Below are 25,051 nucleotides of genomic sequence, written 5' to 3'. Positions count from 1 at the left end.
TCGGTCGCAGGCCGTGCGTCAAGCACGAGGACATCCGCCCTTGCGCACGAATCGCAGGGCTGCGCACGGCGACTCAGGCGGAACGCAGGGCCATCCCGCACAGCAGACCGACCGCAGCGAGTGCCACCCACCCGGGGTGGCGACCTCGCGTGCCGACCAGCACGAGCAGAGCGCTGCCGGTGAAGCCGAACACCGCCGCGCTCAGCACAGCCTGCGTGGACGGGGACGCAGGCTCGCGCGCCACAGACCAGAGCAGGCCGGCGAAGGCCCAGGCAAGCACCGAGGCCAGGTGCCAGGTGGCCCACAGGATCTGGACATGGCGCCCCTGCAGCGGCGGTGCGGGAAGCGAGGGCACCAGGCCGACCGAGCGCAGGTGGCGAAAGATCAGCCGCTCACCTAGGAGCGAGTGAACCACGCCGGTCAGCGTGGCCAGGACCGACGCCGCAAGAAGCCACGACTGCATGCTCATTCCTCACACCTTGCCCTGCCGCGAAAGGTCTGCATGGCGCGCGCCGCGAAGCCACGTCGCCACCCGCCGGAAGACGGTACTCCTGCCCCCCGAACAATACGACTGCTTCTTCTGTGAAGTGCGCTGCAGCCGGCCGGACGCAGGTCGCTCGACGCGTTCTGCGCGGCAGCTGTGTGGACGCAAAGCCGCACGCCACCGTCAGTGCTCCGAGCACCTGCTGGGTGCCTGTTCAGAGCCATTGATTGAACGGCATAGCCCATCAACGACGGCGAGTTCGCGGTGCGGTGCGGTGCCGGCAAACGTACCGATGGGCGCTGCATGCGCTGGGTGCAAAGCGGCTATGCAGCAACTGCCCAGTCGCCTCCGGCCGGTTTTCCGCTTTCAAGACTTTGCGCTCCATCTATACGTGATCTTCAGCGCATCCACCCTGCGCAAGACTCAGCGCGAACGCTGCGCCTCGCGGGTCCGACGCAGCTCATCCATCAAAGCCTGCGCCCCGGCATGGTTCTGGACCTGCGCGATCTGCGCCATGTACAGGGCGCGCCGCCTCTTCGCCGGGCCAGCGGCGCCGCTGGCGTAGAGCGCGCCGAGTCGATAGGCCCCCTCCGCGTGGTTCTGGCTGGCCGCATGCTCCAGCCAGTACACCGCACGCTGCGGGTCCGCCGGAACACCCTCGCCGTTCTTCAGCATCACGCCCAGGGCCGCCTGGGCCCAGGCGTGCCCACGCTCCGCTGCGTCCTCCAGCAGCCGTGCGGCAGCCGGAGGATCACCAGCCTCCAGCGCAGCGCGCACGGCCCCGGCAAGCTCAGGCTCGCGGGCGCGTTCCGCCGCGTCGGCGCGCTTGAGGATCGAAGCGCCCTTGTCGACGCAGACAGGGTCGAGCACGGTCATCAGGAAGCGCTCGTCGCCGAGGATCAGCAGATACTCGTCGGGGTCGCGCTGGCGCTCATCGACCAGATGCAGATGCGTGCGATCGAACTCTCGCCGCCCCTCGAAGTTGGTGAACACCACCGTGCCGGTGCGGGTATCGATCTCGAGCAGGTCGTCGACCTCGCGCGCGAGCATGCGATCGCCCTCGATGCGGCAGGTCCAGTCGCCCTGGCTGCCCTCTCCACAGCCAGCCAGCACCGCAACGGTGAACAGACTTGCGATCAGGTTCCGCATAGGGAGTACCTCGGTGCGTGGTGGTGAATCGATCGCGCCCTGCGGCGGCACCGTCCATGAGCCCGAATGCTGGCCCAGACAGTGAACACGCGTCGCCGACTGGCGGTTTGCTTCACGCAGTCTCCCAGAGCCGACCTTCGCGTACTACATGGCAGTGATAGCAACCGGACTGACAGCCATCGATGTTGTACCAGCGATGCCAGCCACCTGCCGCTTCGCAGTCCTCGCCGGTAGGAGCGAGCCAAGTCAACGCGGCGGGCAAGCGCACGCGTAGCCAGGTGCGCATCCGATACGGGTGGCCCGCATCCCAATAGGTGTACGTGTTCACGTTACGTGGCGGACATCGGCGTGTGTGCCTCGTAGGCGGGCCGACGATACAACAGGCGACCCTCCTCATCCTCAAGCTGAACGACCTCATCGGTCTGGAAGAAGTCCACCGTGTGGGGCACGCAAGGCGTGGGCGAAACGTTCGTGGTGACGTGGTCACAAGTGGCGCCGGTGTCTCGGCCACAGACTGCGTTGTGCACTGTGAGACGACGGCCATCGGCAAGTACGGCGATGGTGCGCTCAGCGCAGCGCGCTTCCAGAATCCGTGCCACGGGGTCGTCAGCTTCCATAGGGCATGACATCAAGGCTAAGCCCCGCCGGTAGGCGGTGTCCGCTTGGATGAACTCTTCGGCGCCTTGGGCAGCGTGGCGCCACGCTGCCGCGCCTGGAACGCGAGCATCTCGTCTCGAAGAGCCTCCTTCTTCTCCTGCTGGCCGAGGTTGGCGAGGCGGATGTAGTACTCCAGGTAGACCTCCATGGCATCGGAGGCTTGCTTCGCGCAGCCGCGCATGTGGCCGGGATGGCCAGACAGCGCGGCGTCCCAGTTCGCCCAGAACGCCTTCACCCTGCGGTTGATCAAGCCACGGAACAGCGTGTCGATGCGCTCAGAATCACCAGCCTCCTGCAGCGCAATACCCAGCACGATGCATTCTTCCAGGCCGCCCTCGCGGTCGTAGACGGCATGCATGCGTCGAATCAACTCGTCATAGCGCTTCGCGGCTACCCAGCTCTGGAACAGCTCACCCTCCAGTGCATCGCTTTCCTCCTTGAAGAGGACCCGGCCGAGTTCCTTCATCCGACGGCCAATCAACCTATCCAGCTCTTTGGGAAATGTGCTCATGTGGATCCAGCCAAGGGGCCTTGAGGTCTGCACCAAGCTGAGCAGCAGAGCACTATCGGCCGGAGTATCAAGTGGACGGCCGCCTCTCGCGAATCGGAATTTAAACCGCTGCGACGGTCCCCGAACCAGATACGCTGACAACTGAGTCGGCCTGCAGTGGCCGCTTGAACGAATGGCGCTGCTTCGCGGATTCCATCATCGCTAGAGCCACCGCTTTCGAAAAAGCCGAATACGAGAATGCAGCCACTTGCTCAGGCGCGGGAAGAGCGGGTCAGCAGGAACCAGAAAACAGACGAATCGTCAGCGGTTGACGGGAGAGTCCATTCACGAAGGGCTAGGCGTCGCCTTCGCGTGCGGGCTCAGTTACTGGCCACATGTCAACAAGATGGCCGGGAAACAATATTCCGACTCTCCCGTTTGCCGTGTTAAGACCGAGGTCGCGGACGCTGGAAACTCTCTCAATGTGGTCTCGTACTTGCGGCTTTAGGCAGGATTTCAGATAGTCGATGAGTGCGTTGACGGTCTCAACTTCTTTATGAAGGCGATGCAGACCAACTGACTCAATCTCGACGCCTACGGACCTTTGCCACAGGCTTCGATACTGCTTAAAAACTGGCACCCTGTCATTGAAAAACACCTCGTTAAAGCGGAGCTTCTCGAGGACCACATTGCCGTGCAGCAAATCGTTCCGCTCGTTGACCATCGAATGGTAGGCTTTACATGCTGCGTGCTGGTAGTCAACGGGCGTGGCAAAGCCAATGCAAGTCATGTGCAAGCTCTTTACCCGGACGTCGATTGGCTGACGAATGGCGTTCTCACGAAGTCGATCATCCGTCTTTATCTCTGGTCTTAGAAGCATGAAGAGCAGAAGATTGACAAAGGCTTCGGCCATTACGGGGAGCATCGAGCGAATCCCGAAGCAAAGGCCGAGCCCTTTGCTGTAACGTGAGAAAATGTCGCCCCAGCGGTCCGGGGGCAAAAGTTCCGCAGTGTCGAGGTCCGGAATTGCCTCGTCTTCGGGTCGAAGCTCAAGCGACGCAAGCTCCACAAGCAACTTCTCCACTGAACTTCGAATTCTGGCGTAGGGGTTTACAAACTCGATCCAGTTCTCAAGAGCCTTCCTCACTTCAGACATTCGTTTCCCGTGTGAGGCGAAGTCACTCTTGATCTGAGAGAAGAGTTCAGCCTTGTCTTCTTCTTGAAACGGAAACTGACCAATGAGCCAGATCTCGGTACGGAAGTTCATGCCCTGAAAGGCAACCCAACCGTCGCTTCCGGTGAGATGCCATTCCCAGTGAATAAGATTGTCCGAATCGTCTTTTCTCAGGAAGTTCTGAAGTCCGTTCGGTGGTCCGAAACGCGCCCAAAGGTAGCAGTACAAGTCACTGGGTGCGATCTCATTTCGCAGAGTCCACCTTACTGCGCCCTTCGGACGATCCTGACTCTTCAATCTTTCCAGGATCTCACGGAGATGAGGAGAGGTAAGGGATGCGAGGAAGTTGGAAGGAAGTGGCATGCGATGCCTAACGTTTGAGTTCAGCGGCGGCCCGTCAGGGCGGTCCGATGGGACGAGTTGTTAGAAGGCAAGTTACCCCGAGAACGTGTTGAACGGATCGATATAACTGAGGCCAGGGATAAGGATGTCATCCGCTCCCATAAACTCAGTGCCGTTTAGGTCCAACGCTCCGCGCCGGTAGTGAACACCGTCCTTTAGCTCTACGATTCCAGACAATTTGAAGTTGCCGTTTTCAAAATGACCATACTGAATCGAGCCGCCGACAGAATCCACGACTGGATCGTCAATAACCGATTTCAGAACCCTCAAGTAGTCAGTGCTCGATGGATTCGTTGGTAAGAGGGCTTCAGCTTTGCTCTTGCCGCTGCCGATAAAATGGTGCTGGTCTGGTGCAGTGAGAATCTCCTGGCATGAATACTTATTCGCGCCACTTGTCTCAAGAAGAAATGTGCGGACACACTTTTTCTCAATACACCACCCCGCAATAACGAGCACAGCTCTTCCATTGCCACCAACTGCTGTGCTGCATACTTGTTTTGAGATAAGGCGATAAGCCGTAAATACGAGCCGAGCCAAACCATCCATGCTGGCATTGCTGTGGTGCGGAACATGTTGAAGATCTTTTAGGACTTCCGCGACCGACTCTTTGACAAAAAGTGAACTCACGGCGCTTCCGGCAAAGCACATGCCGAGTTCTCCGGTGACGTCCAGTGATCGCGCACCTGTGGTGGAATCGCGTGGCGAATAAATGTTATACGGAAGCGAGAGAACCTTGATGCCAACATCAGCATGGGAGTTCTTAGCCAACGTGACTCTTGAGTCAGACGCGAAATGCACTTCGTCGTTTTTTCTCCATACTACGCACAGGGTCATAATTCTTGCCTTCTAACTCAATGTAGACGTCAAGGTGACGTCTAATCTGTCCTATAACCTGGCGCCTCGAACTGCCGTAGGCACCAGAACCTTAACTCAAACAACAGCTTAGGAAGCTGACTCGCGCACTCTCCGTCGCATAATCTGTCCCAAAGCACGACACGCCGCACCCAGCGGCGCCGACCGTATCCCAGTTCACTCCCTGATTCAATCCCACCTCACACGCGGGTCCGCCAAAGACAAAGGGCCCGCGTGTGCGGGCCCTTTGCGTTTCCTCCTACTCAACAAATGAGAGCGATCACCTCGGGGTGAACTCGATTTTCGCCACTTCGCCCGCCTGCGAGGCCGCCGGGTCCAGCACCAGGGGCTTGTAGGCATTCACCAGCCAGCGCGGCAATTGGCTGACATAGCCGGGGCCGCCGATCTTGCCGTCCTGGCCGCCGGGCATGATCTGCAGCAGGGTCGGCGGGTCGGTCATTTCGCCGATGAAGCGGCGCACGGGGCCGCTGCCGAACATGAAGCCGTTGAGGGTGTTGGAACGCACGCCGTGGCCGGAGGCGTCCACCACTTCGTAGCCGCCGGGGCGGGCCAGACCGGGCAGCTGTGGGCTCAGATTCTGGAACGGGTACGGGTTGCTGCCCGGGATGTTGAAGGGGCCGCCCAGCGGGTGGTCGAGCACGATGCGGTGCAGCTTGCCCCAGCGGTAGTCGAGCACATTGGTCGAGCGTGCGAAGGCGGGTGCGAAGGCTTCGCTGGACAGTGTGTCCAGGGCGTTCTTCAGGCTGCCGACCAAGAGGCAGTCGCGACGGTCCGCGGCGGGCAGGCTGGCGAAGGCCGCCGGCACGTTGCGGAAGAAGTCCAGGCCCGAGGCGCCGCGGCCCTGGCGCGTGTCGAAGGTATCGAGCAGGCGCTTCACCGCCACATAGGCTTCGTTGTTGCCGGGCAGCTGCCCGCCCAGGCCCACCTGGGTCAGCGTGTGGTCGATGACGTTGCGCACCAGCTGGCCGCGGAACACCGACCAGATCGTGGCCGCAGCCGAGGCGCGGATCTGCGCGTCGCTGGGCTCGGGCAGGTTCATCGGGTTGTCGCCGCGGTCAAAGCCCTCGCGGATGCCGGTCGGGGCGCTGTAGTCCCAGCTGCGCAGCAGTTCCAGCGACTGCGCGATGCGCGGGTCGGTCGGATCGAAGGTGGCGCGGCAGTTGGAGGCGCCGATGCGCTCGGCCGCGCCCAGCAGATGCGGCAGCACCAGTTCGGCGTCGAGGAACTGGGTGTTGGCCTGCAGGGCCTGCATGTCCTCGATGGTGATGCCGCCGCGGGCGATCAGCCGCTGCAGCTCGCGATCGATGCGGCCCTGGCGGTAGCTGGAGTAGCCAGGCGAGAGGTAGTAGATGCCGCCGCCGGGGCGCTGCTCGTTGACCACGCTGTTGTCCAGCGTGTTGCCCACGGGGTCGTTGTTGGCATTGGCGATGTAGCCACGGGCCGGGTTGACCGACTGCGGCATCTCGGCCGGCGACAACACCTCATACGGCAGGGCCTGGGCCGGGTAGGTGTTGGTGCGCGGCAGCCATTCGTTGCCGCCCTGGCCGTTGCGGATCAGGTAGGGCGGCACGCCGGTGACGGTATTGCGCTGCAGGTCCTCGCGGATCGGCGCCTCGGCCGTGGCGAGATACGCGATGTTGCCCTGCTTGTCGGCGTAGGCGAAGTTCTGCGAGCCGACGTCGAAGTACTGCAGCGCGGCGCGGAACTGCTCGAGGTTGGTGGCGCGGTTCATGCGGCTGAAGGCTTCCAGCTCCTGCGTCGCGCCCCAGCCGGTGTAGGCCACCGAGATGCCGGTGTTGCCGGTGATGCTCAGCACCGGGCCGTTGTTGCGGCGGGGCACGAGGATGCTGATGCCGCCGTTGGTGTAGCCGATCGAGTTGTTGCGGGTGACGTTGTCGCGCACGCCGTCGCCGATGTTGTTGACGAAGTAGCTCTGGAACACCCACAGCACCGGCTCTGCAGTGCCCTGGTAGATCGTGTGGGTCGGCAGGCCGTAGCTGTTGAGGATGAAGCGCTCGGCGTAGGCGTCGGTCACGTCGAGCGGGTTGGTGGTCAGGCCCCAGCAGAAGTGGCTGTTGCAGCCGAGGATCGGCACCGGCGTGCCGGGCGCGACCGCACCGACGGTGTTCATCGGCGTGGGGTAGCGCGGGTCGTTGCTGATCACATGGCCTTCGTGGAACAGCATCGGCGTGTCCAGCGCCAGATGCGGGTCGTTGGCCAGGATGGGTTTGCCCGATGCCGTGTGCTGGCCACCGACGATCCACCAGTTGGAACCGGCGCGGTTCTCGCGGCGCGAGAGCTGCGGGGCGATCACCGGGTTGTCGCGGATGCGCTCGACGTAGTTCTGCGCGGCCTGCAGCACCTGCGCATCAACCATTGGCACGGCCTCCGGGTCGAAGGCCGGCGCGCTGCCCGACTTCGGGTTCAGCGCATCGCTGCCCTCGCCTTCCTCGCTGCTCAGGCTGGCAAGGAAGCCGGGCACGGTGACGCGATCATCGGCCGGCATGCTGCGGTGGGTGTCTTCGAAGAACAGGGCTGCACCGTTGAAGCCGGCGGCGGCACCGGCCTGCTGGTAGGCGCCCAGCTTGACGGTGTAGTCGATGTCCAGATCGAAGCTGAGCTGGAAGGCCAGCAGCTTGCCGATCACCAGCGAGTCGACCGGCGACCAGACGTCGGCCGAGCTCAGCTCCAGGGCCTGGTGCTCGGTCGGCACGGGGTTGGTTTTCAGCCAGGCATTGACGCCGTCCGAGTAGGCCTTCAGCTGTCCCCGCAGTTCGGGCGAGCTCTTGGCCCAGCTGGCCCAGGCCGCGCGGCGCAGGCCGAGGGTGCGCAGCTCGACATCGCGCGCCAGCACGCTGGGGCCGACCAGTTCGGCGAGCGTGCCGCTGGCGGTGCGGCGCAGCAGGTCCATCTGGAAAAAGCGATCGCGGGCGTGGGCGTAGCCCATCAGCCAGGCGGCGTCTTCGTCCGTGGCCGCGGTGACCGTGGGCACGCCCTCGGCGTCGTAGGAGATGCTGCCGTTGGCTTTCAGGCCGGGCGCGGGGATGGCCTGGGCCGAGGCGAGTGAAGCGATACCGGTGAGCGCGAAGCCGATCGCCAGCGCCAGGGCCTTCGGGCCGGCGCGTCGTGTGCTGTGCATGGTTCCCTCCTGTGTCGTCGCCACTCGGTGTGATGGCGATCGCGTTCCCGGAGTATGCGTACGGGCGCGGATGGGGGAAATCTGCGGGTGCAGCAAAACGTTCCGCGGTGTGGAGTGTGTGTGTGTTCGGCCTCGTCGGCTCGGGTCGGTTTTCCGTGCGCGCTGGCAGCCGGGAAGGCCGCGCCTGGGCAGGCGGGGCCCAGACGAGACGTGCAGCAGCGGCAAGAGCTCTGGATCCCCGTCCCCGCCTTCGCGAGGACAGGCTCTTCGCGGGGATGACGAATACAGGTTTCTTCGAGAACACCTGACCCGCGACGCAGGGCTGAGACGCTCTCTGGCGCCAGAGTGAAGCGAAGGCAGGTCGAGCAGAGGGGGATTCCCCTCGCAGAATGGCCCTTGACCGGGCTGCGCTCTACGCCTGCCGCTGCCGCGAACGCAGGAACCGCTGCGCCGCACATCAACGCATCTCCGAAGGCGCCGGTGTGGCGCGGCTCAGCGCATCTCCGAAAGGGCCAGTGCGATCGCCGCGGCGTCTTCGGCGTCGAGGCTGTACATGCGGACGCCGCCGCCGACCGGTGGGTGGTGTCGCTCGGCGTCGCCGAAGCCGAGGATCTGGCGTTCGAGGTAGGCGGTCTGCTGGCCGGCCAGGCGCGGGATGCTGCCGCCGCCGAGGAAGCCGGCGCCGTGGCAGCCGCTGCAGTCGAGGGCGTCGAGTCGCTCGCGGCCCGCGCTGACGTCAGCCTGCGTTGCCGGCTGCGCCGGCCGCCACTCGCGACTGCTCAGCTGCTGCACCAGGGTTTGGATCTGCTCGGGCTGCAGGCCGGCGCTCAGCGCATTCATCGGAAAGCCCTCGCGGTGCCGATGCTGGAAGCGCTCAAGCTGGGCGCGCAGGTAGTCGGCGTGCTGGCCCTCGATCACCGGCACTGCGCCGCGCGACTGTGCGGGGCGGTGACAGTCGATGCACAGGGTGTCGACGTCATCCACCGCCGAAGCAGCGCCCGTGCACAGCGCCAACAGCAGTACCAGCCAAGGGGACGCGCTTGCGCCGCTCGACGGACGATCGAGTGTGCTGCAGGCTGCGCCGCTGACGACAGCGCTGCCGAGCGTCGATCCGCTTCCACCGGCTGTGCGCGGGGCCCGGGGCGTGTTCATCATCGACAGCATGGCTGACCTCATGAGGAATGGATGAAGACGCAGTCATCATGGGCGCGTCGGCGGCACTCGCCAAGCCTCCGCTGGCACACGGCTTGCTGAGCGGGTGCCGTGGGTCGGGAATTTGCGCGCACGGTCAGGCAATCGAGGCCAGCGTGTCGCATCCTCTCCCTGCGCGTTACCGCGGCGACGCGGGCTCTGCCAGATCGAGCGTCCAGTCGTCTGTTCATCACCTCGCCCGCCGCCGGAGTTATACCCGTCCCGTGCTGTCCACACCGCTGCATGCCATGCGTTTCCTGGTCCTGCTCATCCTGCTGACGACGGCCGGCAGCCTGCGCGCAGCTTCGCCCTTCCTCGATCTGGGGCGCTACGGCCCGGGCTCGGGGCTCTCGCAGTCCACCGTTGTGGACCTGGTCGAGGACGACCTCGGCTTCCTCTGGGTGGCCACGCAGGATGGCCTGAACCGCTTCGATGGGCACCGCTTCGAGGTGCTGCGCTTCCAGCCGCCGGGGCGTGACGCGCAGGCCTCACCGGACACGCCGCTGGAGTTGGCCAGCGGCAGCGTCGATGCGATGGCCTTCGATGCCGAGGGCTGGCTCTGGCTGGGCCTGAACGATGCCGGCCTGCAGCGGCTCAATCAGCGCGACGGCCGCAGCCAGTGGCTCGCGCCGGCCGCGCTCGGCGCCAGCCAGGTCATGCTGCTGGCCCTGCACCCGCAGGGCGGCGTCTGGGCCGGCTCACCAGACGGCCTGCGCCGCGTGCGCGAGGACCTGACGGTCGAAGCACCGCGACCGAACACCCGCGATGGCGTGGCTTTGCGCGCCCAGGCCGATGGTTCAGTGTGGTGGCTGGGCGCGGACTGCCGACTGGTGGCCATCGACGCCAACGGCGAGGCGCGCGCGCTCTGGCAGGCGGACCGTGACCGCGAGTGCAGCAGCCTCACCCAGGCGCGTGGCCAGACTTGGGTCGGCAGCCGCTCGGGGCATCTGTACACGCTGGACGCCGAGGGCAAGCCGCTGCGCCAGCACGAGCTGCCGCGCCGAGCTGACGGGCAGCCGCAGCGGATCACCCGGCTGCTGGCGCGCCAGAGCGGCGAAGTGCTGCTGGGGCTGGCGGATGGGCAGCTGTGGCTGCACCAGCCGGCCGAGTCGCCCTCGCTGCTGCGGCTCAGCGTGGACCCCGCGCCCGAGAGCGAGATCACCGCCCTGTTCGAGGACAGCACCGGCGTGCTCTGGATCGGCAGCTACACCAGCGGCCTGTTCCGCGCGCGCAGCCTCTCGCCGCTGCTGCGTCGCGAGCTGGCGCCGGATCCGCTGACCGTCGGGTTTGCGAATCGCAGCGTGCGCGCGATCCGCAGCGGCGCCGGGGAGATCCTCGTCGGGCTGGATTCCGGTCTGCTGATCCAGCCGGCCCAGGGCCCGGGACGCAGCCATCCCGGCCTGCGCGGCATGTCGGTGCGGGTGATCGAGCCTGAGCCGCAGGGCGGCTGGTGGCTGGGCACGGATGCCGGCCTGTGGCGGCTGGGCAGCGACGAGCAGGTCGAGCTCGTGCCAGGCACCGAGCGCCGGCGCATCACCGCCCTGCTGCGCGAGAACGACCGGCTGCTGGTGGCCACGCGCTCAGGCCTGCTCGACCTGCGTCTGCCGCAGCTCGAATTCGCGGCGGTGCCGCAGGCGCTGCGGCGCAGCTTCCTGACCAGCCTGGCGCGCGACCGCGAAGGCACGCTGTGGCTGGGCAGCAACGAAGACGGCGTGCTGCTGTGGGACGAAGCGAGCGAACCGCGCGCGCTCGGCGCGCAGGATGGCCTGGCCCATCCCTCGGTGTGGTCGCTGCTGGCCGAAGACGACGGCGTCTGGGTCGGCACCTTCGCCGGCGGCCTGCACCGCTTCGACCTGCGGGGCCGGCTGCAGCGCCTGTACGCGGAGCGCGACGGCCTGTCGAGCAATGTGATCTACCGGATCCTGCGCGATGCGCGCGGGCGCGTCTGGGCCAGCACCAATGACGGCCTCAACGTGATCGACGGCGACGCCGGCGCGATCCGCGTGCTGCGCCGACAGGACGGTCTGCGCAACTTCGAGTTCAACAACGGCGCGGGCTATCGCGATGCCGAGGGGCGGCTGTGGTTCGGTGGCCCGGAAGGCCTCGATGTGGTCGAGCCCTGGCGCGAGGAGCAGGAGCCCAGCCTGGCGCGCGTGGCGATCGCCGGCCTGCGCCTGCCGACCGCGGTCGGCCGCGAAGCGCAGCGCGCGCGTGCCGGTGGCCGCGAGATCGCCTACGCCGAGCGCCTGCAGCTGGGCTACCGCGACAGCACGATCGGCTTCGTGCTCAGCGCGATCGACAGCGCGGCACCGGCCTCGGCCCGCCTGCGCTATCGCCTGCTCGGGCTGGAAACCGACTGGACGGCCTTGCCGCAGGGGCGCGCCGAGATCAACTACGCCTTCCTGCCGCCGGGCAGCTACCGCCTGCAGCTGCAGGCGGCCGGCCGCGATGGCCGCTACGGCCGCGCGCGCACGCTGGAAATCGAGATGGCGCCACCGCCCTGGGCCTCGATGTGGGCGATCGGCGCCTATGTGCTGTTCGGCCTGCTCTCGGCGGCGCTGATCGCGCTGCAGCTCGGCTCGCGCATGCGCCGCGAGCGCGCCCTGGTCGAGCGTCTGAACCGCGAAGTCGAAGCGCGCACTGCCGAGTTGGAGCAGGCCAATCGCCTGCTGACCTCCAGCAACCTGCAGCTCGACCAGGCCAATCGCACCGATCCGCTGACCCAGGTGGCGAATCGTCGCGACCTGCAGCAGTGGCTGGATGAGCTCGCGCCGCGCGTGCAGCGCGAAGTGGCGAACGCGCCGCGCGGTCGCCATGGGCTGGTGCTGTTCATGATCGACATCGACGATTTCAAGCGCATCAACGACAGCCTGGGTCATCAGGCTGGCGACGAGGTGCTGGTCGAGTTCGCCGATCGCCTGCGCCACTACTGCCGCGGCGAGGACCGGCTGGTGCGTTGGGGCGGCGAGGAGTTCCTGCTGGTGGTGCGCGAGCTGCCGCGCGAAGAGGCGCCGGCCCTGGCCGAACGCATCCGCTCGGCCATCGCACGCGAGCCGCTGGAGCTGCGCTCGGGACGAAAGCTGTCGCTGAGCTGCTCGATCGGCTTCGCGCCCTGGCCACTGGCCACGCATTGGCCGGCGCTGGGCGAGTGGGAGCAGAGCGTCAACCTGGCCGACCAGGCGCTGTACGAAGCGAAGCATGGCGGCAAGAACGCCTGGGTCGGCCTGCAGCTCGCCCCAGACATCGAGCGCGGCGCCCTGCTGAACCTGCTGGCGGCTTCGAAGCTGGAGGAATGGCCCTCGCAGGAGGCGACCGTGCTGCGCTCGCGCGAGAACGCGCAGACGGAGTGAGGCCTTGGGTCTGCGTCGTGGCTTGGCGAGCGCATTGCTGCATGCCTTGACCGTGGCGCGTTGAATGGCAGCTTTCCCCTCGCGGGCAGAGGGAGCGCAAGAGCTGCGTGCGTCGGTCGTGGCGTGTTGCGTGGCAGCTTTCCACCCGCAGACAGAGGGTATTCAAGAGCTGGCAAGGGTGTTCAAGAGCTGGCAGATGCGCTTCGCTTATCTGCCCTACGCGGACCTCGCTCGCTGGTTCCGAGCATGGCAATGCGTCTCTCGCGGTTGTAGGGCGGATAAGCGCAGCGCATCCGCCAGCACGTCCCGTGGACGCGTGACATCGAACGAAGCCAGCACCCGAAGCACGCAGCCTCCGCAGCACTCGGATGGCATCGGCACGCGCTGGCTTGCCAAGAGGCAGCGAGCGCAGCGATCGATGCGTGGACTGTCGCGCGTTGAAGAGATGGCAGATGCGCTGCGCTTATCTGCCCTACGCGGACACCGCATCCTGGCTCCGTGCATGGCAATGCGTCGTTCGACGTCGTAGGGCGGATAAGCGCAGCGCATCCGCCAGCATGTCACTTGGACGCGCGACGTTGAACGAAGCCAGCACCCGAAGCACGCAGCCTCCGCGGCACTCGCGTGGCTTCGGCATGTGCTGCCTGATCGAGAGTCGAGGAACCGCCAGACGCAGAGCCCCGTCGCCGCCGATAATCCGCGGATGTCCGCCGCTCCCCCCAAGGCACCCATTGCGACGCCGCGCCGGCGCTGGCTGCGCCGCTTCGCAGCGCTGCTGCTGGTCACGCTCGCGCTGGCGCTGTTGCTCGACCTGGTGTTCCCGCCGCCGCTGCCCGACCGCGCCGGCGACTTCGCCACCGTGGTCACCGCGCGCGATGGACGCCCGCTGCGCGCCTTCCCCGACCGCGAGGGCGTGTGGCGGCTGCCGGTCGAAGTCGACGAGGTCTCTTCGCTCTATCTCGAAGCCCTGCTGACCTACGAGGACCGCTGGTTCTGGCGTCACCCGGGGGTAAACCCCATCGCCGTGCTGCGCGCCACCGCACAGGGCCTGAGCGAAGGGCGCGTGGTGTCGGGCGCCTCGACCCTGACCATGCAGGTCGCCCGCCTGATCGAACCGCAGCCGCCCGGTCTGCTGGGCAAGCTGAAGCAGAGCCTGCGCGCGCTGCAGCTGGAATGGCGGCTGGACAAACGCGAGATCCTGCAGCTGTACCTGAACTACGCGCCCTTCGGCGGCCCCATCGAAGGCGTGCAGGCCGCCAGCTGGGCCTATCTGGGCAAGCCGGCCTCGCAGCTCTCGCATGCCGAGGCCGCGCTGCTGGCGGTGCTGCCGCAGGCGCCCAGCCGACTGCGGCCGGACCGTCATCCCGAGCGCGCACGCGCGGCCCGCGACAAGGTCCTGCAGCGGCTTGCGGGCTTCGATGTCTGGTCGACGGCCACCGTCGACGACGCCCGCGCCGAGAACGTGGTTGCGCGCAGCCTGGTAATGCCGCAGTCGGCTGCCCTGCTCGCCGAGCGGCTGCGGCGCAGCCACCCGCAGCGCCGCAGCATCCGCAGCAGCATCGACCACGATCTGCAGCTTCGACTTGAGGCTCGGCTGGGCGCCTGGATCGAGCGCCTGCCGGCGCGCACCTCGGCCGCTGTTCTGGTAATGGACAACCGCAGCGCCGAGGTGCGTGCCTATCTCGGCAGCGCGCGCTTCGGCGAGGACGCGCGCTACGGGCATCTCGACATGGTGCAGGCCTGGCGCTCGCCGGGCAGCACGCTCAAGCCTTTCGTCTACGGGCTCGCGCTGGATGCCGGCAGCGTCCACTCGGCCAGCCTGCTGGTCGACGCGCCGCAGGACTTCAACGGCTATCGACCCGACAACTTCGACCAGCGTTTCCGCGGCCCGGTCAGCCTGGCGGACGCCCTGCAGCAGTCGCTCAACGTGCCCGCCGTGGCCGTGCTTCAGCAGCTTGGGCCCGCCCGCTTTGCCGCGCGCATGGAGCACGCGGGCCTGCACCTGCGCCTGCCCAGTGGCGACCGGCCCAACCTCAGCCTGGTGCTGGGCGGCACCGAGGTGCGCCTGCAGGATCTGGTGGCCGCCTATGCGGCGCTGCACCGCGACGGGCTCGCGCCCGGACTGCGGCTGAGGCCCGACGACCCCCTGCAGGAACGTCGCCTGCTCTCGCCCGGTGCGGCCTGGATCATCGCCGAGATCCTGCGCAGCGCAGCGGACGGCAGGGACGATCGCTTCACGCAGGTCTCCGGCGCGCGCCTGGCCTACAAGACCGGCACCAGCTACGGGTTCCGCGACAGCTGGGCGGTGGGCGGAACGTCCGGCGTGACGGTCGGCGTCTGGGTCGGCCGCCCTGACGGCACGCCTTCGCCCGGACAGTTCGGCGCGATCACCGCCCTGCCCCTGCTGCAGGCGGTGCATGCCAGCCTGCCGGCCGAGTACCGACAGAGCGCCGCGCCGCGCCCCGACAGCGTGGCGGAGGCCGCGATCTGCTGGCCGCTGGGCGCGCGCGTCGAGGACACCGATCCCGCGCACTGCCATCGACGTCTGCCGGCGCTGCTGCTCGACGGCGCCACACCGCTGACGCTGGCGCCCGCCGGTGAGCCGCAGCCGCCGGCCGCGCAGACCTTCTGGATGGACGGCAGCCGCCAGCGCGTCGGCGGCTGTCGCCGCGGTGGCGAGCGCGAACTGAGCCTGGCCCTGTGGCCGCGGCTTGCGGCCGCCTGGCTCAGTTCTGATGAGCGCGCACGCGGGCTGCCGCCGCCCCTGGCTGCGGACTGCCGCGGCGAAGGCGGCAGCAGCGCCGACCTGCGGATCACCGGTGCGCGCGAAGGCAGCCGCATCCGCTCGCCGCGCGCCGGCCGCACGCCGCCGACGCTGGAGCTGCATGCGGCCGGCGCCACCGGCGAGGTGCGCTGGCTGATCAATGGCCGGCTGATCGACACGCTGCCGGCCGAGCGCGGTTTCCGGCATCGCTTCGAGCAGGCCGGCGCACAGGACATCGTCGCCATCGACGGCAGCGCGCGGCATGCGCGGCTGGGCATCGAGGTGCTCCCGGCCGAGTGATTCGACGCGGCTGCAACGCGCGATCCATCGGCATGACGTCATCCGGGCGTCATCCTGCGTCCCTAGGCTGCGGCGGCAGGATCCCGAGCGCGAGCCGACGATGGCCCTGTCCCTGCCGCACACCCCCAGCCCTGGCGCCCGCGTCGCCGCCGCGACCCCGCCGCGCTTCAAGGATCGCCTGGACCAGCGCATCTTCAACGCGATCTATGCGCGCAGCCTGGTCTACAACGCCTGCTGGGAAGATCCGGCCGTGGACCGCCAGGCCCTGCAGCTCACATCCGGGCACGAACTGCTGGTGATCACCAGCGCCGGCTGCAATGCGCTGGACTATGCGCTGGCCGGTGCCGGTCGCGTCTATGCGATCGACGCCAACCCGCGCCAGAACGCGCTGCTCGAGCTGAAGCTCGCCGCCGCGCGCGCGCTCGACTACGACGACTACTTCGGCTTGTTCGGTCAGGGTTTCCACCCGCGCGCCGGCGAGCTGTACGTGGCGCGACTGCGCCCGCAGCTTGGCGCGTTCGCGCGCACCTGGTGGGACCGCCACTGGCGCTGGTTCGCCAGCCCGCGCGGCAGCTTCTACTTCCATGGCCTGTCTGGGCTGGCGGCGCGCGGCTTCCACACCTTTCTGAAGCTGCAGCCGCGGCTGCGCGAGCACTTCACCGCCCTGTTCGCCTGCGAGACGGTGGCGCAGCAGCGCGCGCTCTACGATGCGGAGATCGCCCCGCGCCTGTGGAGCCGGCCCTTCAACTGGCTGCTGTCGCGGCAGTTCGTGATGAACCTGCTCGGCGTGCCCTATCCGCAGCGCAAGCTGGTCGAAGCCCAGCACCCCGACCGCATCGCCGGCTTCATCCGCGAAAGCTTGGAGTACGTGATCCGCGAGCTGCCGCTGAGCGACAACTATTTCTGGCAGGTCTACTTCCACGGGCACTACACGCAGGACTGTTGCCCCGAGTACCTGAAGCCCGAGGGTCATGCGGCGCTGCGCAGCGGCCGCGCCGAAGCGGTCGAGCTGCACACCTGCACGGTCACCGAGTTCCTGCAGCGGCACGACCGCCCGATCGACCGCTTCGTGCTGCTCGACCACATGGACTGGATGAGCAGCTACTACCCCGAGGCACTGGTCGAGGAGTGGGACTGCATCCTCGAGCGCGCGGCGCCTGACGCACGCATTCTGCTGCGCAGCGCGCAGGCGCGGCCGGACTACCTCGACCGCATCGTCGTCGGGCGCAGGCGCCAGCCGCTGCGTGAGGCCCTGCGCTTCCAGGATGCGCTGGCCGACCGGCTGCAGCGGCAGGACCGCGTGCACACCTACGCTGGTTTCGTGATCGCCGACTGGCCATTGCCGCGCGCCGAACCCTTTTCGCCACTGCCAGCGAGCACCCGCGATGTCACGGCTTGAGGCCCTGCGCGGCGATCTCGCGGTCATCCGCCGCTTCCTGCGCGGCATGCCGCGCGAGGGTGACCATGCGCAGCGCCTGGCCGGCTTCTACGGCGAGCAGGCCGAGCACTACGACCGCTTCCGCGAGCGCCTGCTGCCCGGGCGCGCCGAGCTGATCGGATCGCTCGATCTGCCCCGGGGCGCGCGCATCGTCGAGCTGGGCGGCGGCACCGGCCGCAACCTCGAGTACTTCCCCGAAGCGCGGCGCGCCGATCTTCGGTTCGAACTGGTCGACCTGTGCGAACCGCTGCTGGAGATCGCGCGCCGTCGCACCCGGGCCTGGCCGCAGGTGCGCATCACCTGCGCGGATGCCACGCGCTACCAGCCTGCGCAGCCAGCCGACATCGTGCTGCTCTCGTACGCGCTGACCATGATTCCGGACTGGCGGGCCGCGCTCGACAACGCGCTGGCGATGCTGCGCCCCGGGGGGCAGCTGGCGGTGGTCGACTTCCACGTGTCCTCGGCCGACCCTGCGCCCGACCGCGAGCGCCACGGCGCCTTCACCCGACAGTTCTGGCCGCGCTGGTTCCGCCACGACGGCGTGCATCTGAACCCGGCGCATCTCGATGCCTTGTGCGCCCGCCTGCCCTGGCATCGCCTGCACGAAGGACGCGCGCGCCTGCCCTGGCTGCCGGGCCTGCGCGTGCCCTACTACCGCTTCATCGGCCGCCGCACCGATTGAAGCGCGACGGCCTGCGGGGCGCGCTGCGAGCCCGCAAGACGCGACCCTGCGCCTGTGCTGCCTGCCGTCAAGTCCGCCATGGTCCGACTCGCCAGCCCGCGGCCGCGGGTTTAGGCTTGGCGGCTTCCTGTTGTCGACCGGTGTCTCGAATGGCCAGCCTCGCACGCACAGCCGCCCTGCTCTCCCTGCCCCTGCTGATCGCGCTCGGCGGCTGCGCCAGCCGCCCGCAGCCGGTGGAGGCCGTACAGGAGGGGCTTGCGCTGCGCCTCCTGCACATCAACGACCACCACTCGCGGCTGGCGCCGGATGCGGGCAATGCGCTGGTGATCGAGGGCGAGGAAGTGCAGCTCAGCTTTGGCGGCTTCCCGGCCGTGGCCGAGGCCATCGACGCGATGGCGGCCGGCCATCCGAACGTGCTCAAGCTGCATGCGGGTGACGCCATCACCGGCGACCTCTACTTCACCCTGTTCCAGGGCGAAGCCGATGCCGACCTGATGAACACGGTCTGCTTCGATGCCTTCGTGGTCGGCAACCACGAATTCGACACCGGCGACCTCGGCCTCGCGCGCTTCATCGACTACCTGCGCAAGGACCGCGCGCGCTGCGACACGCCGGTGCTGGGCGCCAACGTGCGGCCAAGCGTGGGCCTGTCGCCGCTCGCGCCCAATGCGCAGTACGACTACATCCGCCCGCACGTCGTGCTGGAACGCGGCGGTGAGCGCATCGGCATCATCGGCATCGACATCGCCGGCAAGACCAAGACCTCCTCCAGCCCGGACGAAGGCACCCGGTTCGAGGACGAGCTGACGACCGCGCAGGCGCAGATCGACCTGCTCGCCGCCCAGGGCATCCGCCATATCGTGCTGCTGACCCACATCGGCTACCGCAACGACCTGCGTCTGGCCGAGCAGCTGCGCGGCGTTGACGTGATCGTCGGCGCCGACTCGCACACATTGCTCGGTTCGGGCTACGCCGAACTGGGCCTCGCCCCGGGCGGCGAGTACCCGACGCGTCTGCGCAATGCCGACGGCGATCCGGTCTGCGTGGTGCAGGCCTGGCAGTACACCTGGGTGGTCGGCCAGCTCGATCTGCGCTTCGATCCCGAGGGCCGCGTGCTGGACTGCGTCGGCCTGCCGCAGCTGCTGGTCGGCGAGGATCTGCGCCGCGGCGACACGCCGATCGAAGGCGCTGAACGCGAAGCGCTGCTGGCGCGACTGAAGGCGCACCCGCTGGTGCGTATCGCCCGCCCACAGCCGGCCTCGGCGGCGGTGCTGAAGGTCTACCAGGACCAGATCGAGAAGTTCAGCACCGAAGTGGTGGGCCAGGTGCCGCAGCGGCTCTGCCTGCGGCGTGCGCCCGGGCCTTATGACCGCAGCCGCGACGGCGCGCCGGGCTGTGCGGAATCCACCGATGCCCAAGGGGGACATGTGCAGCAGGTGGTGGCCCGGGCTTTCCTCTCGCAGGGCCAGCGCTTCGGCGGTGCCGACATCGCCCTGCAGAACGGCGGCGGCGTGCGCAACGGCATCGCGGAAGGCGCGCTCACCATCGGTGACGCCTACCTTGCCCTGCCCTTCAAGAACATGCTCGACCGCCTGCTGATGCGCGGCGATGAGGTGCATTCGGTGCTGGAAGACGCCTACGACTTCTTCCTGTCCAACATCGGCAGCAACAGCGGCGCCTGGCCCTATGCGGCAGGCCTGCGCTGGAAGGTCGACCTGACGCGCACGCGCGAGCAGGGCCGGGTCAGCGAGGTCGAGGTGCAGATCGACGGCAGCTGGCGCCCGCTCGAGCCGGAGCGCACCTATCGGGTCATCACCAACGACTACATCGCCACCGGCCGCGATGGCTTTGAGACCTTCGGGCGGATCAGCGGCGAGCGCCGCGAGCCGACCTACCTGCACTACGCGCAGGCGCTGGCCGACTATGCGAAGGCCGGCGGCGACCTGTCGCGCCCGAAGCCGGAGGAAATGAGCACACAGTCGGTGGTGTACCCGCAGCGTTGAGGCGGGCGCAGGCCCGCGACGCGACGGGTTTCGCGCGAGGGTGAGCACCGCGGTTGAGCGGCGTGGGGCCTGGACCACCACCTGCACATAGGGTGGGCCCTGGCCCACCATGACCTCCATCGTTGCGGCACCCAATCATTGCCGCGCCAGCACAGGACATCGGGTTCGCAAGGCGCAAGGCTGCGAGATCCGCGGCGTGGTGCGCGAAGCCGGGCATCGCGCATTGAGCTTCAAACAGCGCGACCGCGGCGAGGGTCAAGCTCATGGTGGGCCAGGGCCCACCCTATAACCGCGGCGCGACGCCCTCGCCCTATGGCGTCTTGGGCTCTGCCACCGGCAGCTGCACGAGCGCGACGGCACCATCCTCGGGATCGGGGGTGATGCTGAAGCCCAGCTGCCGGCACATGTCGAGCATGCTGGTGTTGTCGCGCAACACCTGGCCGGTGATCTGCTTCAGGCCGATCTGCCTGGCCACTTCGATCAGCCGCTGCATCAGCGCCCAGCCCAGGCCCAGCCCCTTCAGGTCGGAGCGCAGCAGGATCGCGTACTCGCCTTCCTCCAGCTCGGGGTCGGCATGCACCTGGGCCACGCCGAGCACTTCGTCGTCCGCGTCCACGGCCAGCAGCACGATCACCCGCGCGTAGTCGATCTGGGTCAGGCGCGCGATGAAGGCATCGCTGATCTGCTTGACCGGCGAGAAGTAGCGCTGGCGCAGATCGTCGGCGCTGACCCCAGCGAAGAAACGACGCAGCCGCGCCTCGTCTTCGGGGCGCACCGCGCGCACGTGGAAGACGCGGCCGGCGCTGGTGCGCAGGTCGCCCTCCATCTCTTTCGGATAGGGCGCCATCGCGAAGCGCGGGTTGCCGAAGGCGACCCTCGGGCAGGACTCGGGATCGAAGTCGTCGACCAGCACGCGCGCGTCCAGCGCGATCGCGCCGTGTTCGTCGACCAGCAGCGGATTGATGTCGAGCTCGCGCACTTCGGGCAGATCGGCCGCGAGATGCGAGAGCTTCACCAGGGTCAGCGCCGCGGCATCGCGGTCGGCCGCCGGCAGATTGCGGTAGGCCGCCAGCCGACGCGACACGCGCGTACGGCTGATCAGGTCGTGGGCCAGATTCAGATGCAGGGGCGGCAGGCCGAGCGCGGTGTCCTTCTCGACTTCCACCGACACGCCGCCAGCGCCGAACAGGATCACCGGTCCGAACAGGGCGTCATCGGCGATGCCGGCGATCAGCTCGCGCGCATGTGCTCGCTCGACCATCGGCTGCACCAGCAGGCCGTCGATGCGCGCGGCGGGCTCGGCGCGGCGCACGCGTTCGAGCATGGCTTCAGCTTCCTGGCGAACGGCGTCGACGGACTCGATGTTGAGCTTGACCCCGCCGACGTCCGACTTGTGGGCGATGTCGGGCGAGACGATCTTCAGCACCGCGCGCTGGCCGGCTTCAATCCAGGGGCGCGCGGCCTCAGCGGCGGCGTCTGCGTCGGCGGCGATGACCATCGGCAGGCTGGGAATGCCGTAGGCGGCGAGCAGGTCATGCACCGCTGCCGCCGGCAGCCAGCGTCGGCCGCTGCCCCCGGCCTGGGCCAGCGCACGGCGCGCGCGTTCGGCATCGGGCTGGAAGTCCGCCGGCAGCGAGGGCGGCGTGGCCAGCAGCTGGCGCTGGGCCTCGGCGTACTCGGTCAGATGCACGAAGCCGCGGATCGCGCCGGTGAGGGTGCGATAGGTGGGAATGCCGGCCGCCTGCAGGTGCGTGCGTGCGGCCTGCTCCTGCGCCAGCCAGCAGGCCAGCACCGGCTTGCCCGGGCTGTAGCTGCCCTCGCGTTCGCGGCGCGCGCGCATGTGCCGGGCCACGCCCTCGGCGACCTCGACCGGGGCCACCAGCGCGGTCGGCACATGGACCACGAACACCGCGTCGACTTCGGGCGCATCCATCAGGAGGTCGAGAGCATCGGTGTAGCGCTGCACGCCGCCGTCGCCGACGATGTCGACCGGATTGCTGTGCGACCAGGTGTCGGGCAGCACGGCATCGAGCCTGGCCAGCGTCTCGGCCGAGAGTTCGGCAGGCTCGCCCTTCAGGTCGACCAGGCGATCGATGGCGAGGATGCCGACGCCGCCGCCGTTGGTCAGGATGGCGAGCCGCTTGCCGCTGCTGGGCTTGAGCGTCGACAGCGTGTTCGCCGCCGCGAACAGTTCCTCCATGTCGGCGACTCGCAGCACGCCGGCGCGGCGGAATGCGGCATCGAAGACCGCATCGCTGCCGGCGAGAGCGCCCGTATGCGAGGCCGCGGCGCGGGCGCCGGCCTCATGGCGGCCGGCCTTGACCACGATCACCGGCTTGGCGCGGGCGGCCGCTCGCGCTGCCGACATGAAGCGGCGCACGTCGCGCACCGATTCCATGTAGATCAGGATCGCGCGGGTGCCGGGGTCGGTCGCGAAGTAGTCGAGCAGCTCGCCGACATCGACATCGGCCATGTCACCCAGCGAGACGATGCCGGAGAAGCCGATGCCGCGCTGGTTGGCCCATTCGACCACCGTGGTCACCACCGCGCCCGACTGGGCCAGCAGGGCGAGATCACCCGGCAGCGCCGGCGCGGCGGCGAAGCTGGCGTTGACCGAGGCCGGCGGGCTCAGGATGCCCAGGCAGTTCGGACCGACCAGGCGCAGGCCGTGTCGACGCGCCACCCTTGAGGCCTGCTCGCGCAGCGAGCCCGGGCCCTGGCCCAGGCCGGCGGTGATCACCACCGCGGCCTTGACGCCGCAGCGGCCAGCTTCGTCGAGCACGCCAGGCACCAGCTCGGGCGGCACGGTCACCACCACCAGCTCGGGCACCGGCTCCAGCTCGCTGATGCTGCGGGCGGTGCGGATCCCGTCGATGCGCGGGTACTTCGGGCTGACCACATCCAGCGGGCCGGCGAAGCCGCCGGCGCGCAGGTTGCGGGCGATGACCCGGCCCAGGCTCTGCGCCTTGGTGCTGGCGCCGACGACGGCGATCGAGGCGGGTTTGAACAGGGCGTCAAGCGCATCGCGACTCATGGGGATTCCAGGCTCAGGCCGCGGCGAGCGCGGCGGGTGGAAGGGCGGTATCGAGGCCGCGAGCGGAGGGTGCCGACTCGCCGCGGCTCGCTGGCGGCGCGGAAGCGCGCGAATCGCAGGAAACGCGGCCGCCTGCAGCAAAGGGGTGCCACTGTGCCCGGTGAACGGTGACAGCGGGTTGACGCAACGCAACATGCGCGGCCGCGATCCGCGTTCCGTGCATCAAGGCACATCCGCGGGCTCGGGCCGCCGCCACAGCCAGAGCGCGACGAGGGCCATGCAGGCGCTGGCGAACAGCCAGCCGATCCAGCTGGCGACGAGCGCGAGGACGCCGGAGCAGATCAGCATCATCACCGTCGCCATGCGCTTGGCGCGGCGGCTGACCGCGCCCTCGCGTTCCCAGTCGGCGATCATCGGTCCGAACTGGCGGTGCGCCTGCAGCCAGGCGCGCAGCCGCGGCGAGCCGCGAGCCGCGCAGAAGGCCGCCAGCAGCATGAAGGGCACGGTCGGCAGGCCCGGCAGCACCACGCCCAGCAGGCCGAGCGCCAGCGCCACCCACGCGCCCAGCCACCAGGCCCAGCGGCTGTGGATTGGTGCCAACGTATCGGGCCGCAGCGGTGCGGACGCAGGCGTTGAAGATGCGCCGCGCGACGCACCCGACTCCACGCGGTCAGACGGCTGCGTCGAATCGCTCACGGCCAGCGTCCTCGCGCTGCATCGCGCTGACTCGAAGGCTCAGTGCCCATGCCCGCAGCCGCCGTGCGAATGTCCGTGTGCATGTGCATGTGCGTGTTCATGCACGTGCTCATGGCCGTGCCTGCGTGCTGCATCGGCCGGCGCGCTGGCGCCCGCAGGCTCCGCACAGCCCGGCGTGGCGCAGACCACGCCATCCAGCTGCACGGTGACGTGGTCGACCGCATAGGCCGCGTGCAGGGCCTCGCGCACCGCGCGGATGGCGTCGTCGGGCTCGGCGCCGGGGCTGAGCACCGCATGCAGGGTCGCGACACGGCTACCGCCGGTGAGCGCCCACAGGTGCACGTGGTGCACATCGCGCACCTGCGGCACGCGCGCCTCGACTTCGGCAGCGACCACGTCGAGATCGAGGCCCTCCGGCACCCCCTCCAGCAGGATGTGCGCCGAACGCTTCAGCAGGTTCCAGGCCGCGCGCAGCACCAGCAGGGCGACCAGCACCGAAACCACGGCATCGGCCCACAGCCAGTCGAAGTAGCGCACCAGCAGGGCGGCGGTGATCGCCGCCACCGAGCCCAGCAGATCGCCGAGCACATGCAGATAGGCGCCGGCCGCGTTGACGTCGTCGTGGTCGTGGCCGCCCAGCACCTTCAGCACGATCAGATTGACGACCAGACCGACGCAGGCGATCACCAGCATGGTGCCGGACAGGATCGGCTGCGGCGCGAACAGGCGCTGGGTGGCCTCGAAGGCGATCCAGGCCACCAGCGCGATCTGCAGCAGCGCGTTGGTGTAGCCGACCAGCACTTCCAGCCGCGCGTAGCCGTAGCTGCGCCGCGCATCGGCCGGGCGTCGGGCGAAACTCGCGCCGAGGAAGGCGAACAGCAGGGCCGCGGAGTCGACCAGCATGTGGCCAGCATCGGCGATCAGGGCCAGCGAGCCGGAGATGACCCCACCCACCGCCTCGGCGACCATGGTCACCAGGGTCAGCAGGAAGGCGAAGCGCAGGCGACCAATCCGCCGCGAATCGTGCAGGAAGCGCGCGCCGTGGTCGTGGTGGTGCTCGTCGGTGTAGGGATCCGGCAGGGTTTCGCCCGGCTCCTGCTGCAGATGACTGGCTGGATTCATGCGCCCTGCCCTGGCTGGCGTCGTCGGTGGCTCCGGCATGGGCCCGATTCTGCACCCTTCGTGCCACGGAAGAACGCCAGGCCCTTCAAGGTGGCAGCTGTAA

General features: G+C 68.3%; 15 protein-coding genes. 5 read left to right on the top strand and 10 right to left on the bottom strand.

What is annotated here, in order from left to right:
• Positions 1-73: 73 nt before the first annotated feature.
• The 7 genes from Q0654_RS00890 to Q0654_RS00860 form a co-directional block, all read right to left on the bottom strand.
• A complete protein-coding gene (locus tag Q0654_RS00890; RefSeq protein ID WP_298849525.1) occupies positions 74-463 on the bottom strand; it encodes a hypothetical protein in 390 nt (129 codons plus the stop codon).
• 444 nt (positions 464-907) lie between these two features.
• Positions 908-1,633, bottom strand: coding sequence for a tetratricopeptide repeat protein (locus tag Q0654_RS00885; RefSeq protein WP_298849523.1), 726 nt, complete (start codon positions 1,631-1,633; stop codon positions 908-910).
• A gap of 634 nt (positions 1,634-2,267) precedes the next feature.
• Positions 2,268-2,801, bottom strand: coding sequence for a hypothetical protein (locus tag Q0654_RS00880; protein WP_298849521.1), 534 nt, complete (start codon positions 2,799-2,801; stop codon positions 2,268-2,270).
• A gap of 334 nt (positions 2,802-3,135) precedes the next feature.
• Positions 3,136-4,182 carry a hypothetical protein gene (locus Q0654_RS00875; protein WP_298849519.1) on the bottom strand — a complete coding sequence of 349 codons (1,047 nt, stop codon included), beginning with the start codon at positions 4,180-4,182 and terminating at the stop codon, positions 3,136-3,138.
• A 207-nt stretch (positions 4,183-4,389) separates the two neighbouring features.
• Positions 4,390-5,124, bottom strand: coding sequence for a hypothetical protein (locus Q0654_RS00870; RefSeq protein ID WP_298849517.1), 735 nt, complete (start codon positions 5,122-5,124; stop codon positions 4,390-4,392).
• Between the two features lie 364 nt (positions 5,125-5,488).
• On the bottom strand, positions 5,489-8,368 hold the full coding sequence (locus tag Q0654_RS00865) for a penicillin acylase family protein (RefSeq protein ID WP_298849515.1): 2,880 nt from the start codon (positions 8,366-8,368) through the stop codon (positions 5,489-5,491).
• 492 nt (positions 8,369-8,860) lie between these two features.
• Entirely contained in the window at positions 8,861-9,532 is a 672-nt protein-coding gene (locus Q0654_RS00860) for a hypothetical protein (RefSeq protein ID WP_298849514.1), read from the bottom strand.
• A gap of 275 nt (positions 9,533-9,807) precedes the next feature.
• Here Q0654_RS00860 and Q0654_RS00855 point away from each other — a divergent pair, with 275 nt between their 5' ends.
• From Q0654_RS00855 to Q0654_RS00835, 5 genes are all read left to right on the top strand, one after another.
• Positions 9,808-12,909: a ligand-binding sensor domain-containing diguanylate cyclase gene (locus Q0654_RS00855; protein WP_298849511.1), complete on the top strand. Its 3,102-nt coding sequence runs from the start codon at positions 9,808-9,810 to the stop codon at positions 12,907-12,909.
• Between the two features lie 703 nt (positions 12,910-13,612).
• Positions 13,613-15,973, top strand: coding sequence for a penicillin-binding protein 1C (gene pbpC / locus Q0654_RS00850; RefSeq protein WP_298849509.1), 2,361 nt, complete (start codon positions 13,613-13,615; stop codon positions 15,971-15,973).
• A gap of 100 nt (positions 15,974-16,073) precedes the next feature.
• A complete protein-coding gene (locus Q0654_RS00845; protein ID WP_298849507.1) occupies positions 16,074-17,372 on the top strand; it encodes a BtaA family protein in 1,299 nt (432 codons plus the stop codon).
• Positions 17,359-18,093 carry a class I SAM-dependent methyltransferase gene (locus Q0654_RS00840; RefSeq protein WP_298849505.1) on the top strand — a complete coding sequence of 245 codons (735 nt, stop codon included), beginning with the start codon at positions 17,359-17,361 and terminating at the stop codon, positions 18,091-18,093. The genes Q0654_RS00845 and Q0654_RS00840 overlap by 14 nt, the downstream gene beginning before the upstream one ends.
• Before the next feature lie 149 nt (positions 18,094-18,242).
• Positions 18,243-20,096: a 5'-nucleotidase C-terminal domain-containing protein gene (locus Q0654_RS00835; RefSeq protein WP_298849503.1), complete on the top strand. Its 1,854-nt coding sequence runs from the start codon at positions 18,243-18,245 to the stop codon at positions 20,094-20,096.
• 310 nt (positions 20,097-20,406) lie between these two features.
• On the opposite strand, the gene Q0654_RS00830 is transcribed toward Q0654_RS00835, so the two are convergent.
• The 3 genes from Q0654_RS00830 to Q0654_RS00820 form a co-directional block, all read right to left on the bottom strand.
• Positions 20,407-23,130: a bifunctional acetate--CoA ligase family protein/GNAT family N-acetyltransferase gene (locus Q0654_RS00830; RefSeq protein WP_298849501.1), complete on the bottom strand. Its 2,724-nt coding sequence runs from the start codon at positions 23,128-23,130 to the stop codon at positions 20,407-20,409.
• A 222-nt stretch (positions 23,131-23,352) separates the two neighbouring features.
• A complete protein-coding gene (locus tag Q0654_RS00825) occupies positions 23,353-23,826 on the bottom strand; it encodes a YbaN family protein (protein ID WP_298849499.1) in 474 nt (157 codons plus the stop codon).
• A 39-nt stretch (positions 23,827-23,865) separates the two neighbouring features.
• The gene (locus Q0654_RS00820; RefSeq protein WP_298849496.1) at positions 23,866-24,948 is read right to left on the bottom strand and encodes a cation diffusion facilitator family transporter; all 1,083 of its coding nucleotides are present in this window, start codon (positions 24,946-24,948) and stop codon (positions 23,866-23,868) included.
• Positions 24,949-25,051 lie beyond the last annotated feature (103 nt).

Source organism: uncultured Aquimonas sp. (assembly GCF_937888285.1).
In the GTDB taxonomy this organism is placed as follows: Bacteria; Pseudomonadota; Gammaproteobacteria; order Xanthomonadales; family Xanthomonadaceae; genus Aquimonas.
This window is presented reverse-complemented; position numbering and strand designations above follow the sequence as displayed.

Excerpts from the sequence above, each read along its gene's own strand:
- Q0654_RS00865 (WP_298849515.1), bottom strand. The coding sequence starts at position 8,368 with ATGCACAGCACACGACGCGCCGGCCCGAAGGCCCTGGCGCTGGCGATC.
- pbpC (WP_298849509.1), top strand. The coding sequence starts at position 13,613 with ATGTCCGCCGCTCCCCCCAAGGCACCCATTGCGACGCCGCGCCGGCGC.
- Q0654_RS00880 (WP_298849521.1), bottom strand. The coding sequence starts at position 2,801 with ATGAGCACATTTCCCAAAGAGCTGGATAGGTTGATTGGCCGTCGGATG.
- Q0654_RS00845 (WP_298849507.1), top strand. The coding sequence starts at position 16,074 with ATGGCCCTGTCCCTGCCGCACACCCCCAGCCCTGGCGCCCGCGTCGCC.
- Q0654_RS00835 (WP_298849503.1), top strand. The coding sequence starts at position 18,243 with ATGGCCAGCCTCGCACGCACAGCCGCCCTGCTCTCCCTGCCCCTGCTG.
- Q0654_RS00820 (WP_298849496.1), bottom strand. The coding sequence starts at position 24,948 with ATGAATCCAGCCAGTCATCTGCAGCAGGAGCCGGGCGAAACCCTGCCG.
- Q0654_RS00840 (WP_298849505.1), top strand. The coding sequence starts at position 17,359 with ATGTCACGGCTTGAGGCCCTGCGCGGCGATCTCGCGGTCATCCGCCGC.
- Q0654_RS00860 (WP_298849514.1), bottom strand. The coding sequence starts at position 9,532 with ATGCTGTCGATGATGAACACGCCCCGGGCCCCGCGCACAGCCGGTGGA.
- Q0654_RS00890 (WP_298849525.1), bottom strand. The coding sequence starts at position 463 with ATGCAGTCGTGGCTTCTTGCGGCGTCGGTCCTGGCCACGCTGACCGGC.
- Q0654_RS00830 (WP_298849501.1), bottom strand. The coding sequence starts at position 23,130 with ATGAGTCGCGATGCGCTTGACGCCCTGTTCAAACCCGCCTCGATCGCC.
- Q0654_RS00855 (WP_298849511.1), top strand. The coding sequence starts at position 9,808 with ATGCGTTTCCTGGTCCTGCTCATCCTGCTGACGACGGCCGGCAGCCTG.
- Q0654_RS00885 (WP_298849523.1), bottom strand. The coding sequence starts at position 1,633 with ATGCGGAACCTGATCGCAAGTCTGTTCACCGTTGCGGTGCTGGCTGGC.